This window comes from Ancylobacter sp. 3268 (assembly GCF_031456575.1).
Lineage (GTDB): Bacteria > Pseudomonadota > Alphaproteobacteria > Rhizobiales > Xanthobacteraceae > Ancylobacter.
In genome coordinates this window covers 106,372-120,379 of sequence record NZ_JAVDUX010000018.1, presented here as the reverse complement: position 1 = coordinate 120,379, position 14,008 = coordinate 106,372, and the positions used below count along the sequence as shown (strand labels likewise).

Annotated in this window: 12 protein-coding genes and 1 pseudogene; 8 read left to right on the top strand and 5 right to left on the bottom strand. The window is 63.2% G+C overall.

All coding sequences use genetic code 11. The features are described from left to right. Positions 1-164: LysR family transcriptional regulator (locus J2X65_RS22260; protein ID WP_310206041.1), on the bottom strand; the 164-nt coding region annotated here is incomplete at its 3' end. 300 nt (positions 165-464) lie between these two features. Between J2X65_RS22260 and J2X65_RS22255 the strand changes: the two genes are divergently transcribed. Both J2X65_RS22255 and J2X65_RS22250 read left to right on the top strand, forming a co-directional pair. Beyond that, positions 465-1,013 carry a hypothetical protein gene (locus J2X65_RS22255; protein WP_310206002.1) on the top strand — a complete coding sequence of 183 codons (549 nt, stop codon included), beginning with the start codon at positions 465-467 and terminating at the stop codon, positions 1,011-1,013. Further along, positions 1,010-1,963: an NAD(P)H-quinone oxidoreductase gene (locus J2X65_RS22250; protein ID WP_310205999.1), complete on the top strand. Its 954-nt coding sequence runs from the start codon at positions 1,010-1,012 to the stop codon at positions 1,961-1,963. Before J2X65_RS22255 ends, J2X65_RS22250 begins: the two co-directional genes overlap by 4 nt. A gap of 551 nt (positions 1,964-2,514) precedes the next feature. Here the strand turns inward: J2X65_RS22250 and J2X65_RS22245 are convergent. Continuing rightward, positions 2,515-3,417: an alpha/beta hydrolase gene (locus J2X65_RS22245; RefSeq protein ID WP_310205996.1), complete on the bottom strand. Its 903-nt coding sequence runs from the start codon at positions 3,415-3,417 to the stop codon at positions 2,515-2,517. 307 nt (positions 3,418-3,724) lie between these two features. Beyond that, positions 3,725-3,955, bottom strand: a pseudogene (locus J2X65_RS22240) (transposase); the annotation flags it as partial. 174 nt (positions 3,956-4,129) lie between these two features. On the opposite strand from J2X65_RS22240, the gene J2X65_RS22235 reads away from it, so the two are divergent. The 6 genes from J2X65_RS22235 to J2X65_RS22210 all read left to right on the top strand — a co-directional run bounded on the left by J2X65_RS22235 (position 4,130) and on the right by J2X65_RS22210 (position 12,788). Beyond that, positions 4,130-5,353, top strand: coding sequence for a sugar ABC transporter substrate-binding protein (locus J2X65_RS22235; protein WP_310205993.1), 1,224 nt, complete (start codon positions 4,130-4,132; stop codon positions 5,351-5,353). Continuing rightward, on the top strand, positions 5,340-6,233 hold the full coding sequence (locus tag J2X65_RS22230) for a sugar ABC transporter permease (RefSeq protein ID WP_310205989.1): 894 nt from the start codon (positions 5,340-5,342) through the stop codon (positions 6,231-6,233). The genes J2X65_RS22235 and J2X65_RS22230 overlap by 14 nt, the downstream gene beginning before the upstream one ends. After that, entirely contained in the window at positions 6,226-7,017 is a 792-nt protein-coding gene (locus tag J2X65_RS22225; RefSeq protein ID WP_310205986.1) for a carbohydrate ABC transporter permease, read from the top strand. Before J2X65_RS22230 ends, J2X65_RS22225 begins: the two co-directional genes overlap by 8 nt. 95 nt (positions 7,018-7,112) lie before the next feature. Continuing rightward, positions 7,113-9,995 carry a winged helix-turn-helix domain-containing protein gene (locus tag J2X65_RS22220; protein WP_310205983.1) on the top strand — a complete coding sequence of 961 codons (2,883 nt, stop codon included), beginning with the start codon at positions 7,113-7,115 and terminating at the stop codon, positions 9,993-9,995. Between the two features lie 113 nt (positions 9,996-10,108). Next, entirely contained in the window at positions 10,109-10,444 is a 336-nt protein-coding gene (locus J2X65_RS22215; RefSeq protein ID WP_310205979.1) for a hypothetical protein, read from the top strand. A gap of 154 nt (positions 10,445-10,598) precedes the next feature. After that, on the top strand, positions 10,599-12,788 hold the full coding sequence (locus J2X65_RS22210; protein ID WP_310205976.1) for an ATP-binding protein: 2,190 nt from the start codon (positions 10,599-10,601) through the stop codon (positions 12,786-12,788). 10 nt (positions 12,789-12,798) lie between these two features. On the opposite strand, the gene J2X65_RS22205 is transcribed toward J2X65_RS22210, so the two are convergent. Both J2X65_RS22205 and J2X65_RS22200 read right to left on the bottom strand, forming a co-directional pair. Next, positions 12,799-13,431: an isochorismatase family cysteine hydrolase gene (locus J2X65_RS22205; RefSeq protein ID WP_310205973.1), complete on the bottom strand. Its 633-nt coding sequence runs from the start codon at positions 13,429-13,431 to the stop codon at positions 12,799-12,801. Positions 13,432-13,460: 29 nt separating this feature from the next. Then, positions 13,461-13,985, bottom strand: coding sequence for a hypothetical protein (locus tag J2X65_RS22200; RefSeq protein ID WP_310205970.1), 525 nt, complete (start codon positions 13,983-13,985; stop codon positions 13,461-13,463). Between the last annotated feature and the right edge of the window lie 23 nt (positions 13,986-14,008).

The window sequence follows — 14,008 nt, the reverse complement described above, 5'->3', positions numbered from 1 at the left end:
GTTGAGCGGATGAAAAGCGCGACACTCAGATCCTCCTCCAATGCGTCGATCTGGCGGACGATCGCCGAAGGCGTCACCGCGCGCCGGCGGGCGGCACCGGAAAAGCTGCCCGCCCGGACGACATCGACGAAGGTGGCGAGATACTCGGCAAAATGGGGTCTCATCTTTGCGATCCAGGCAAAGCCGTTTGCAGCAGGCTCCGGCTTATCGCCGATCCCGGACACTCGCATATTCGCGGCGTTCACACAGCGGCGGCACCCCGTCACCGGCACGCAATCATCGCGGCAGAGCGGGCAGGCGTTCCATCTCGCAAGCAAGGACAGCGATCATGGATATGTCGAAATACATACGGCCTGGGCACCACGCATAACGGCATAGGTATCGTTATTCATCGTATTGGAACTGGCCCTGCGGGAAGGCGATGATCGGTATCTAATACTAACGTATATCGACAAGGCAAATCCATGAAAAGCATCACCGACAAGATTCTCTCGCAGTCCGCCTATACAGCCGAGATCGACGTTGCGTTCGAAAAGATCGATATCGCGGACTGGCTGTTCACGCTACCGGAGGCGGAATATCTGCGCTGCTGCCCGCCCGATCATATCGGCTCCGGCGTCACAACGACCGATGATGGCCGCCGCATGGTAATCAATGTCGAGATGATCGGCACTGGACTGGTGATCCAGCACTACATTGCCGAAGAAGCGACGCCCAGCTACTGCCGGATGAACTCGATCTCCGACGTGTTCACGCCCGTGGGACGCACGCAGGTAAACGTGATCTGGGAGCTGATCGCTGAGGCCATCGAAGGCGAGCGCACCCGCTATACCAACCGTGTCACCTCGCACCCGACTGACGTGTTCATGGACTTCGTCGTTGCGCACGGCCAGACCTTCGAGCAGGCGGCCGTTGCCCGGCAGGAAGCCGGTGGCGACCACAACCGCCGCGAGACGCCGCTCTTCGCCGCCAGCATCGCCCGCCGCGCCCTCGCCAAGGCCGACGCGAAATGAAGGCGGTCACGTTCGACGATTTCGGTGCGGCGGACGTCCTGCGGCTCGCCGACGTACCGATGCCGGAGCCACGGCCCGGCGACCTGCTGGTCAAGGTGCACGCGGCCGGCGTCAATCGCGCCGATCTGCTGCAACGGCAGGGCTATTACGGCCGTCAGAGCTATGGCGAGAGCGACCTGCTCGGGTTGGAGGTCGCCGGCGAGGTGGTCGCGGTCGGCAGCGATGTCACCGATATCAGGCCCGGCGAGCGGGTGATGGGAATCGTCGACCGCGCCATGGCGGTGCGCATTCCCGAGCACCTCGACTATCTCGGGGCGGCGGCGGTCATGGAATCCTTCGTCACCGCCTGGGAAGCCGCCGTGCATCTGGGCGGGACGGCCTGCGGCACGGCTGTGCTCGTCCATGCGGCGGCCGGCGGTGTCGGCTCCGCCGGCGTCCAGATCGCCCACGCCTTAGGTGCGCGCGTCTTCGCGACGGCCAATGCCGAACGTCGCGCCGAGGTGCTGGCGCTGGGTGCCGAGGCGGTGTTCGACTATCGATCCGAGGACTTCGAGCCGGGCGTGCGTGACGCCACCGGCGGGCGCGGGGTCGATGTCATCGTCGATTTCGTCGGCGGCGACTATCTCGCGCGCAATCTGCGCAGCCTTGCCCCGGGCGGGCGCCTCGTTCAGGTCGGCCTGCTGGGCGGGCAGGACAGCGCCAGCATTCCGCTCGCCCTCCTGCTGCACAACCACCTGCGCCTCATCGGCACGGTGATGAAATCGCGAACAGTGGACGAGAAGCGCGCCATGGTGCGGCGCTTCGCCGAAGGCGCTCTGCCAATGTTCGCGGACGGCCGGCTGAAACCGCTGGTCGGCAAGGTCTTTCCGCTCGCACAGGCCGCCGAGGCGCATTGCGCCATGGAGGTGGGCGGCGGGTTCGGCAAGATCGTGTTGAAGGTGGACGTGTGATGCACAGCGGCGCTCTCCGCTTCGCGCCGTAGCCGTTGCCAGATTAATGGCCGAGATGGCGGCGCAAAGCGGACGTCTCGGCAGACCAATTGAGGGCAGGGTCAGTTTCGGCCTCGGGCATTCATCGCGCTATGTCCGCTTCTCGTTTGAAGTTCCAAAAACCGGCCAGTCCGAAGCCGGCCCCAAACTAGCCTTTCATGAGCCCGCACCGAGCTTCCGCTTCTGGCGCGTTCCGACGGTTCCGCTTTCTCACTCGCGGAGCAAGCTGCTCACACGTCGCCTTACGCGATGGTCAGCCCCTGCCGGTCCGCCACGGCGGGGTCAAGGCCGTAGCCGCGTGAGCAGTGGCGCGAAGCGCCAGCCTTGATGCGGCGGCAGCAGACGGGCCACCTTTTTCCCGCGGAAGGCCTTTCCCATGTATGGCGTTGGCCGGCCAACGGAGGTGTCACCAAGATCGACGCTCTGCCACGGCTCGGAATGCACGCCGCCGGCAAGAGCGAGCAGCAGCAAGGTCGCGAGCAGAGTGCGCAGGATACCGTCCGGCTACTGCACTAGTTAGAGTGTCGCGGCGGGGGCTCAGGCAGTGCCTGCAGCGCCGCGATGATCGCCTTCGTGCTATTGCCGGCAGCGCACATGCCGTCTGCCAGCTCCCCGAAGTCAACGAGATCGTGATGGCGAGCGTCGCTCGCCCGTTGGAGCGGGATGAGCCAGGCGGCATGACCCCGCGCCGTCAGCCCCTCGAAATAAAGTCTCTGCGCAGAGAAGGGCACATTGGTCTCGCGCGGGTCGCCGATGACAAAGATGCGGCGCTGCGGATCGGCCGGGATCTTGTCGAGCGCCTCATAGGGATCGAAGCGCGTTAGCCTCTCACCCGGCTTCAGCAGGCCACGGGCTTCCAGATAGGCACGATAGGCTGAGGCCCCGGATGAAATCACGGCACAACGAAGATCGTGGCGTCGCGCGAGCATCTCAGCCACCAGCGTTCCGCCGCCGCTGTGGCCGCCGAGCGCAAACGCGCCGATGCCGTATCGCTCTTTAAGCCCGTCGAGCGCGGCATCGACCAGTGCCGCCTCGACCGGCCGGCCGCGCATCGTGAAATGCTTGCCGGCGCTGCCATAGGTGCCGGGACGGGCGAGAAAGATCGCAGGCACGCCGAACTCGCTCGAGAGTCGCTGTTCGAGCGCCACCATCTCGCGCGGTCCGAAGCCGCTCTGCCTCTTGTCGGCATTGTTGCCCTTCGGCCCAAGCACATCGCCGTTCAGCCAGACCATGGCGACGGGATTGGGTCCGGGCGCGGATGCAAGGCCGGCCGCGAAATAGCGCATACAGACAGAAGCGCCGCCGGCTTGAACCCAGATCGCGGTATTCTTCTGCTCCAACGCCGCGCATTCCTGCTGCGTGATCGCGGTGCCAGCGACCACCTTGGCGGGATCGAAATTCGCCTTCTCCGGCACGGACTGAGCTAGGGCTGGCCCCGTTGCTGTGGCAAGGGTCGAGCTTATCGCTGCCGCACGGCAGATTGTCCTCGATAGAGTCTTCATGCTTCCTCCGTCTTCGTTCGGACGAGAGAAGAGCGGTCGATTCCGCCCCATCTTTGGCGACGGGTTCCATGATCCACGGGCGCTTTTCACCTCCTCTGGGAGGTGGACGATAGCTGCGGCAGGCAGAGAACTTTGAAGCTCGCATAGGCCTTGGCGCCAACCACCTCGTCGTCTTGGGAGCGTTGGCTCGGCGAGGGTATCAGCATGGAAACCGGAGTGGCAGCCTGGCCACCTCGCGCCGTAAGCGCTCGATCTCGAGCTGCTCGGCCTTCATCTGACCCTGGCCGGGAAAGGCCTGCGCCGGATCGGCGGCAAACTCCTTCACCCATTTGCGCAGGACGTTCTCATGGACGTCGAGATCCCGCGCCGCCTGTGCGACGCTCACCCCGCGTTCCCCGATCAGTCGAACCGCCTCGATCTTGAACTCACGCCCAAACAGTCTTCGCTGCATACCGCACCTCCGGCTCCATGAAACACCCAATCTCGGCGTCCACGAAACAGGCAGCAGGCCAAACAACGCCCCGCGAAATATTGAACACGGGAGTGTGCGATCCGTATCTTTCCCGCGTGCGGCCAAGTCGCTAGTTTCCCATTCAGGCTCGTCTGTTCTCGGGGGGGAATAGCTATGGCACGTCTGGTTGGTCTCTTGCTCGCTTGGGCATGCATGTCCTTTTCGTCGGGGGCAGGCAGCGCCTCGGCCGCCGACTTGCGTTTCACGGCGGGCGAATATTCGGGGTTCACGCGCCCCTTCCTTGAGCGTGTCGCGCGCGATTATGAGGCGCTCCATCCCGACATACACATCCAGATCGAAGTCATTCCGTGGGACAGCTATCTGCAGAAGCTGACCACGGACATCAGTAGCGGCGATCAGCCCGACATTGCGATCGTCCCGACCATGTGGGTTTCCGATCTCGCCGCCGATGGCCTGCTCGAACCGCTCGATCCGCTGGCGACGCCCGAGTTCAAGTCGAAGTTCATACCGGCCTTTCTCGTGCCGGCTAGCGTGAACGGGCAGCTTCTCGGCTTGCCCGCCGCGGCCTCGGCCCGCGCGATGGTGGTAAACACCGATCTACTGCAAAAAGCTGGGGTCAAGGCGCCGAAGACGTGGGACGATCTGCTCACCGCAGCGAAGGCCATCTCGGCCCTGCCCAATGCGTACGGCTTCGGGCTTCCGGGCAAAGAAGTCGAGGTCGACACCTATTTCTATTACGCGCTCTGGGGCTTTGGCGGCGAAATTCTCAAGAACGGCAAAAGTGGTCTCAGTTCTCCGGAGGCCATTCGGGCGGCGACTTTCTACATGTCGCTGATCAACGACAAGGCGACCGAACCCTCTCCCACGGCGCATAGCCGCGAGGACGTGTTCAAGTTGTTCAAGGAAGGGCGCATCGGCATCGTCTTCACCTATCCGATGCTGGTTCCGCAGTTGAAGGCGGAAGCTCCCAATCTGCGCTACGCTGTCCTACCGCTTCCGGTTGAGACACAGCCGATCACGCTGGGCGTAACCGACGTCCTCACCCTGTCCAGTTCGTCGAAGAACCAGAAAGCCGCCTGGGACTTCATGCAGTTCCTTTACGACGCCAAGTACCGTGCCGAATTCGACCGTGCGGAAGGGCTTCTTCCGGTCACGGCCGAAGGGGCCGCCGACAGCTATTACAGGGACAATCCGGATATCGCCGCCTTTGCCGCCGGCCTCGCTTACGCCCGCTTCGCGCCGACCATCAAGGGCTGGTCCGAGCTGTCGGAGATCACCCTCCGCTCGCTGCAAACCATGTATCTCGGCCAGAAAACACCCACGGAGGCGATGACGGATGCGGCGCGGCAAATCGACGACGTGCTTGCCCGCCGATAATGACCGACATCTGCGCAACCGGCAGATGCTTTTCCTGCTCGTTGCTCCGAGTGCCGCAGCCGCCCTGCTCATCACCCTCGTGCCGGTATTGCTGCTTGTCCGCATGTCGCTTTCCAGCGTGTCGCGCTTCGGCCGGGTCGGGGATTATGTCGGCCTGCGGAACTTCACGCGTCTGGCGACGGATCCGCTGCTGCCGGATATCGCGTTGCGAACCGTGATCTGGACCGGCTCGGTGGTGGCCGGCACCCTTTTGATCGCCCTGCCGACCGCGCTGGTCCTGAACAGGCGCTTCTTCGGCCACGGCCTTGCCCAGTTCCTCGTGCTGGCGCCGTGGGCCATTTCCGTGACCTCGATGTCGGTCGTCTGGCGACGGGTGCTGAGCGACGAAGCCGGGCTGTTGAACAGGCTCGCCATGGCGAGCGGCCTGATCGAGCGACCGATCATCTGGCTCGGTTCGATCCCGGCCAGTTTCGGCTTCGAGATCATGGTCGCCATCCTGGTATCCGTGCCCTTCAGCACGGTCATCCTGCTCGCAGGCCTTTCATCGATCCCGACCGACCTCTCCGAGGCGGCACGCCTTGATGGTGCGGGCGCCCGCGCTCGGCTGAGGTTTGTCACCTTGCCTCTGCTGAGGCCTTTCATCTGCGTCGTGCTGATCTTCAACGTCGCCTATGTGACGAACTCCTTCCCGATCATCTGGATCCTGACCCAAGGCGGCCCGGCGAACGGCACCGATATTCTCGTGACCTATCTCTACAAGCTCGCCTTCACCCTGGGCCGGCTGGACGAGGCCGCGGCGCTTTCCATCGTCATGCTTTGCGTGCTGGGTGCGCTGACGGTGCTCATGCTGCGGATGCTGGAGCGTCCAGCCTATGCTTAAGCGAAGTCTGCTGTGCTGGTGCGCCCTGCTTCCGTTGATCGCGCTGAACCTGTTTCCCTTTGCTGTCGCGCTCGACACGATCCACCGCCGAGGGAGCGATGGCGAGGTCAGCGCATTCTGGATCGACATGTGGCACCGGACCGAGCTCGGAGCGGCGTTGCTCAACAGCCTCGTCGTCGCTGTCTCGACGGCCGCCCTATCGACACTCGTTGCACTGCCCGCCGCCTATGCGCTCTCCCGCTGGCGGTTCCGGGGGCGGCGTGCGGCTTCCGAGGCGCTTCTGGGCTCGCAGATGCTGGCGCCCATCATGCTCGTTCTCGGACTTTCCCAGATGGTCGCTGCCGCCGGGCTGACGGATACGACATTGGCATTGATCGGTCTCTATTCGGCATTCCAGATTCCGTTCGCCATCTGGATGCTCCGGGGCTACATCGATGCCATCCCGATGGAGCTCGAAGAAGCCGCACGTATCGACGGCGCCTCGCGGCTTCAAATACTCGGCCTTATCGTGCTGCCACTTTCGGTGCCGGCCATCGCGGTGACGGCGACCTTCGCCTTCATCACCGCTTTCAACGAATTCGTGCTGGCGCTCACAATCCTCCGCAGCTCGCCCAACTTCACGCTGCCCATCCGGATCAATGCACTCACGGCAGGGCGATATGCCGTGGACTGGCCGGACGTCATGGCCGCCGTGCTGGTGGCGAGCCTGCCGGTGATGATCAGCTTTCTCTGGCTACAGCGCTACATGCTGCGCGGCCTTCGCCTGAGCCTGGGATCGACATAGCAGGCATCTGAGAGGAGTTATATCGCGCGCGCCTGACTGCGATGATATAGTCTTACTATTATGTCCCGATGAATTGAACGCGTTGTTGGACCCTCGTGATTGAGCAGGATGCACCTACGGTCGGGCAGGTACGCTTCGGGCCCTTCACATTCTTTCCGGCCCAGCGGTTGCTCGCGGAGGAGGGCGCTGCCGTCAATCTGGGAAGCCGGGCGCGGGCGATCCTGTCCGAACTCCTCGATCATCACGGCGAGGTCGTCACCAAGACCCAACTCATTCAGAAGGTGTGGCCGGAGACGTTCGTCGAGGAAGCCAATCTCCGGGTGCATATAGCGGCCCTGCGGCGCGCGCTGGGGGATGGCCAGGACGGGCGCCGCTACATCGTCAACATCTCCGGACGCGGCTATTCCTTTGTGTTTCCGATCGAGCGCGAGGAGGCGCCCCCTTCGCGCGAAAAGCTCTCCGGACCAGCCGTCATTCCGTCAAACCTACCGCCGGTGCTTTCCCGCATCGTCGGCCGCGCCGCGACGGTAAAGTTCGTCTCCTCTCTGCTCATGGAGCAGCGCTTCGTCTCGCTCGTCGGACCCGGCGGCATCGGAAAGTCCACTGTGGCGATCGCTGTCGCGCATGAGACGGCGTACCGCTTCAGCGATGGCATCTGCTTCGCCGATTTGTCAGCATTGAACGACCCTCAACTCGTGCCCGCCGCGGTCGCGGCTGCACTGGGCGTAGGGCTGCGCTCGGAAGCGCCGGTGCAGAGCCTCATCGCTGCGACCCGATCGAAGCGGCGTCTGCTTCTGCTGGATAGTTGCGAGCACGTCATCGACGCGGTCTCGAACCTGGCAGAGGAACTATTTGTCAATGGCGGCGAGGGATTGCACATCCTCGCCACGACCCGCGAACCGTTACGGGTCCGCGGCGAGCGCATCCATCGCCTGTCCTCGCTCGATGCGCCGCCCTCCAGCGAACGCCTGACGAGCGCCGAGGCGCTTGAATATTCGGCGGTCCAGCTCTTCGTGGAACGCGCTGCGGCGACCCTCAACGGGTTTCAGCTGGTCGATTCCGAGGCGCCGATCGTCGCGGACCTCTGCCGTCGGCTGGACGGCATCGCGCTTGCCATCGAGATCGCCGCGGGCCGCGTCGAGAGCCTGGGCATCGCCGGTCTGGCGAGCCGCCTCGATGACCGCTTCCGCCTTCAGTTGCAAGGGCGTCGAACGGCACTTCGTCGGCACCAGACCCTAAGCACGCTGCTCGATTGGAGCTACACGCTGCTGCCGCCCTTCGAGCAGTTGGTGCTCAGGCAGCTTTCCATACTGGCCGGCAACTTCACGGTCGACGAGGCCATCGCCCTTGTTGCCGATGACGAGGCCACCGACGAGAAAGTCGTAAACGCCCTTGCCAACCTGGTCGAAAAGTCGCTGATCGCGGCCGACATACACGGGTTGAAAGCCCGCTATCGACTGCTCGACATGACACGGGCCTACGCTGCCCTCAAGCTCGCGGAAAGCGGCAAGGTCGAGCTTCTGCGTCGGCGGCATGCCGAGATATTCCGCGAGGCCCTCGATCAGGCTGCTCTGGCATGGGCGGTCCAGCCGGCACCCGAATGGACGCGCGACAACCGTCATCTGATCGACAATGCCCGCGCCGCCTTGGAGTGGGCGTTTTCATCGGAAGGAGACCCCGAGCTCGGCGTCGCATTGACGTTGGGTGCGGTTCCGCTCTGGTTCCAGCTGCAACTCATCGCCGAAGCGCATGGACAGGTGCGGTTGGCTCTAGCGCGTATCGACACCTTCCGCTGCGCCGCGGTCCAGATGCGCCTGCGGGCGGTTCTTGCCTGGTCCCTCATGCAGATAAAGGGACAGGTGGACGAGACTCGCGAAGCCTGGCAGCAAACCCTCGAACTCGCGGAGAGTCTCGACGACACCGACTATCAGCTGCGGGCACTGTGGGGACTGTGGTCCCATCTGTTAAATCGCAGCCGGTTCCGGGATGCTCTCGCTCTGGCGTACCGCTTTGCCGATGTCGCCGCCCGTCGCAGCGAGCTGAACGACAGCTATGTCGGGCATCGCATGATCGGCTACATCCTCCATCTGCTCGGCCGACAGACGGAAGCGCGCCAGCATCTCGAGCACATGGTCAAAGGCTATGTCGTGCCGGCGACCGGCGATCAGATCATCCGCTTCGTATTCGAACAGAAGGTGACGGCGCGCTGTTTCCTGGCGCGCATTCTCTGGTTGCAAGGCTCGTTTGACGCTGCCATGGCCGAGGTCGAAGCCATCGTCGCATTTGCGGAAGCCGCCGACGACCGGCTGACGCTCTGTCAGGTGCTGGTGCAAGCCGCCTGTCCAGTCGCGCTTTTTGCCGACGACACGCCTCTGGCACGGCGCTTCATCACCAGGCTTGTCGATGAATCCGCGCGCGACGGCATCGAGTTCTGGCAAGTCTGGGGGCAGTGTTTCGCGGGCGTGCTCGCGGTTCGTGAGGGGAACCTGTCCATCGGGATCAAGAATCTTGGCGATGCCTTGGGCCGACTGAGAAACATTTCTTATGGCGTCTACTACATCGTCTTTCTGGCGGAGTACGCGCAGGCCCTCGCGAAGGCCGGCGAGTTTGAACGTGCCGATGCCTGCCTGGCAGAAGCCCTGGCGCGCTCCGAGGAGAACGAGGAAGGCTGGTTCGCCTCCGAACTTTTCCGCCTCGCCGGCGAATTCGCCGTTCTAGCCAATCGCCAGGACGCCGCAGGCGAGGCAGAGCCTCGACTGATGAAGGCGCTGGCGATCGCCCGGGAACAGGAAGCCGTGTTCTGGGAGATCAAGGTTGCGGTCAGCCTCGCGCGCCTCTGGCAAGCACAGGGGCGCCCAGCTGAAGCCATCGCTCTCCTTTCGCCGCTGCTCCTTCGCTGCGGGAAGGAGGTCGACCAACCAGTGGTGCGGGAAGTCGCGTTTTTGTTGGACGGATTGGCACGCGGCCACTCAGCGTAGATTCATAACCGCGCTCCCTCCGAGCGGCGATAATTTGCAAAGTTTTACACGCGCCTTTGGAAGCCGCTGCTACCTTCCCGAAGGTCAGCTCAGTGTACGAGGAGTCCACTGGCATGAAACCTTTTGAGTGGCGATTCATGACCCAGCTCGAACGTCCAAGCCCCCTGATCGTGGACGAGGCGGCCGCACCGAAAGGCCCGGGCGCCGCTTATGGGTTGCCGGTAGGCAGGACGACACCCACATCCCCTGCGAATGTCGAACTGCATCGCCAGATGGCGGACGTGCTCACCGCGATCATGATGCAGGCTGAAGCAGTGCGCCGCAATTCCGTCAACTCGCGAGTAAACGAAGCCGCCATCACGGCCTCCTGCGAACATATCGTCGAATGCGCCAAACGAGCCTGGCAGTTGATCGCCGAGCAATCGGATTCGTCCGAAACCCGCCTGTGAACGAGAGACCGACCACTGGCCAGCTATACGGCTCGCACGGTGCCGCATCGTTGGCTCGGTCGGACAGGGGAATGAGCTTCTACGACTGGTGAGAGAGCAATCCAGGCGATTCTCAGAGATGGCGAGCCACCTCTGACTGTTGAGGTCGACAGCGATGTATTATGGACGCGAGGCCATTGTGCCGTATCGCTTCTCGCCGGCAACGGCAGGGATGGGAGCGGACCTCATCCGACTTATCGATGCCCTACCCGAACTCGTCTGGACCTCGATGGTTGACGGCACCTGCGGTTTCGTGAACCGACGCTGGTGCGACTATTCGGGTTTGACGGCGAACGAAGGGCGCGCGAGCGGCTGGATGTCGATCATACATCCCGATGAGCTTCCCCATATACGTACGATCTGGGCTGCCGCCGTTGCCGCCCGCATACCTGCCGAGTTCGAGGCATGCCTGCGCCGCTACGATGGGGTTTATCGACGTTTCAGCATCAAGGCGGCACCCTATTATGACGGTGCGGGGCGGCTCTCCGGTTGGTGCGGGATCAATTCCGACATCGAGCACCAGAGGCACGCGGAGGCCCAGCTCGCCGCCGAGAAAAGGTTGCTGGAACTGGTCGCCCAAGGAGAGCCCCTCTCGGATATTCTGCACGAACTCTGTTACGAGGTCGAAAGTCTCGGGCCGGGCTCCATGTGCAGCATTCTGTTTTCCGATGCAGGCGGGCAGCGCTTCCGCGTCGGTGCCGGCCCCAACCTTCCCCCGCCCTACAACGCCGTCCTCGACGGATTGAGGGTCGACCCGACCTTCGGGCCCTGTTCTCTGGCGATCGCCACGAAGTCCACCATCGTGGTTACCGACCCGCCCAACGATCCACGCTGGAGCACCTCGGCCTGGCCCGGCATGATGAGCGAGTTCGGCCTCGCGTCCTGCTGGTCAGCTCCGATCCTCGGAAGCCGAGGCGAGGTGCTCGGCATCTTCGCCATTTACCGGCGTCAGCCGATGGGACCGACCAGCGACGAACTGGAGCTCATCGACCGCTTCGCCAAGCTTGCGGGCATTGCCATGGAGCGAGCGCAATCGGATGCTCAGCTCACCGCCAGCTCTACCGAGCTGCTCAGAACGAACCATTTCCTGGCTGGCGCGCAACGGCTCAGCAAGACCGGCAGCTTCTCCTTGGAGCCGTTATCTGACACCCAGGTCTGGTCGGAAGAGAATTTCCGCATCTGGGAATTCGATCCCACCATCCGTCCGACGATGGACATGGTACTCGCAGCCATCCACCCGGAGGATCGAGCCTATGCCTTCGCAGTCTTCTCGGCGGCGGTCGAGGCCAAGCGGGATTGCGAAGTCTTCTATCGGATTGTGACGCCGCACGCGGGAGTGAAGCACCTGCACACGGTAATGGAGGTCATCCCAGACATCGCAGATCGCATCGTCTATCTGGGAAGCACCCGGGACATCACTGAAAACAGGCTCGCCGAAGCCGCGCTAAGAGCGTCCGAAGCCGATCTGAACCACGCCCGGATGGAGCTTGTGCATGTGTCGCGCGTAACCGCGCTCAGCACCCTGACCGCCTCGATCGCGCATGAGGTGAATCAGCCGCTCACCGGCATCGTCACCAACGCCAATACCTGCCTGCGCATGCTTGATGCGGATCCTCCGAACCTGGAAGGTGCCCGGGCCACGGCCCAACGCACCATTCGTGACGGCAATCGCGCCTCCGAGGTCATCCAGAAGCTGCGGGCGCTCTTCACCCGCAAGCCGCCGTGCCTCGAAAGCGTCGATCTCAACGGCGCCGCTCTCGAAGTGCTCGCCTTATGCTCCAGCGAATTGCAGCGACGGCGCGTGATCGTGCGTACTGCGTTGAGCAACGATGTTCCTTCCATACTGGCCGACCGTGTTCAGCTGCAGCAGGTCATCCTGAACCTCGTTCTGAATGCCGCCGACGCCATGGCAGACGTGCAGGATCGGTTGCGCGAACTGCGCGTTTCCTCCTCCATCGAGCCAGATGGCTCGACGCTGTTCTCGGTCAAGGACGTCGGCATTGGGATCGACCCGGCGAACGTCGACAAACTGTTTCAGGCGTTTCACACCACCAAGACGAATGGCATGGGCATTGGCCTGTCGATCAGCCGCTCCATCATCGAGGCCCATGGCGGGCAGCTCTCAGGGCAGCCGAACGAGGCCGGCTCGGGTGCCACTTTCTCCTTCTCAATTCGCGGCGAGCGGCGGGCACTCAGGGGGCTGCAGGATCGGAGCGCCGAAGACGGCACGAAAGCACCGCGCGCTTCCCTTGGCGGTCACCCGTTTGTTCGGGCAGGCGAACTGACGGCGGGCCGTTTGGCGTAGCCCTGCCGGCCTATGCCTCCGCCGACGGCAGATAACCGAGAAGCTCGTGCGTGGTCAGGATGGCGTGTGCGAAGGTCGGGCCGTTCAACTCATGGGCCGCGTGCATCATCTCCATCGAGAATGCGGCGGTCGCGTCCCGAACCAGCGTGACGTGAAAGCCCAGTTCCATCGCATAGCGGCCGGTGGATTCGAGGCAGGTATTGGCAAGAAGCCCGATGAGTATGACATGGGTTATGCCATGCTGCCGCAGTTGCTGGTCGAGGTCGGTATTGGCGAAGCCGCTCTGTGCCCAGTGTTCCTTGACGACGATGTCGCCCTTCTGCGGCGCGAAGTCCGGGTGCCAGTCGCCGCCCCATTCGCCGCGCGCGAAGGAATGCCGTTTCATGATGGCGCGCTGGGTTGGATTGGGATGGCACCAGCACTCGTAGTCGCCCGGCTCCCATCGCCGGTGCGGCACAATGAAGACTCTCACGCCCACCCGCCGCACCGCGGCATTGATGCTTTTGAGATTATCGATGAGGCCGACCGTTTCCGCGACCTCCTTAACGCGGGGCCAGATCTTGCCGCCCTCCGACAGGAAGTCGTTATAGGGATCGACAAACAGCAGCGCCGTCGAGCGCGGGTCATAGATGGGCGGTAACATTTCGGCTCTCCGGATTGGCGGTGTTTGGTTCAGTTGCCAAGCGCCGCGCGTTCGATGCTCGCGGCGAATAGCGGCGTCTCGCCCTTGTTGTGGGCGATCGACATCGGCTGACGCTGTGCGCGGAATACGTCGAACGGGATGCCCTGGCGGTCGAGGAACGCGCGGAACTCGTCCGTGGGCGTCGAGCGCACATGGTTGGTGAACTCGCATTTTCCGCCGTCGATCGCCTTGGCACTCAGCTCCCAGAGGATGTGGAGCGTCGTCCGTCCCGTGGGAGTGAAGACGTCGGAGATCGATTCGAGGATCAGGTGGTCCTTCTCGCCGAGGGTCTCGACATAGTGCTGAACCATCAGACTTCCGCCGATAACCTCGACATTGATCGACATGCGCCGGCCATCGGGCGTCGTGGTGAACCCTGCGGCGATGTGGGCGGGCGAGCAGTCCTGATAGTCCTTCTCACCCAGAGAGAAGCACCATTTCGGGATGTCGACCTTCTCGATCGGCGCGTTGATAATGGCGGTGAAGCTGGAATCGACGATTTCCATATCGCTCATGGCGTGTTCCTTCAGATTGTGGA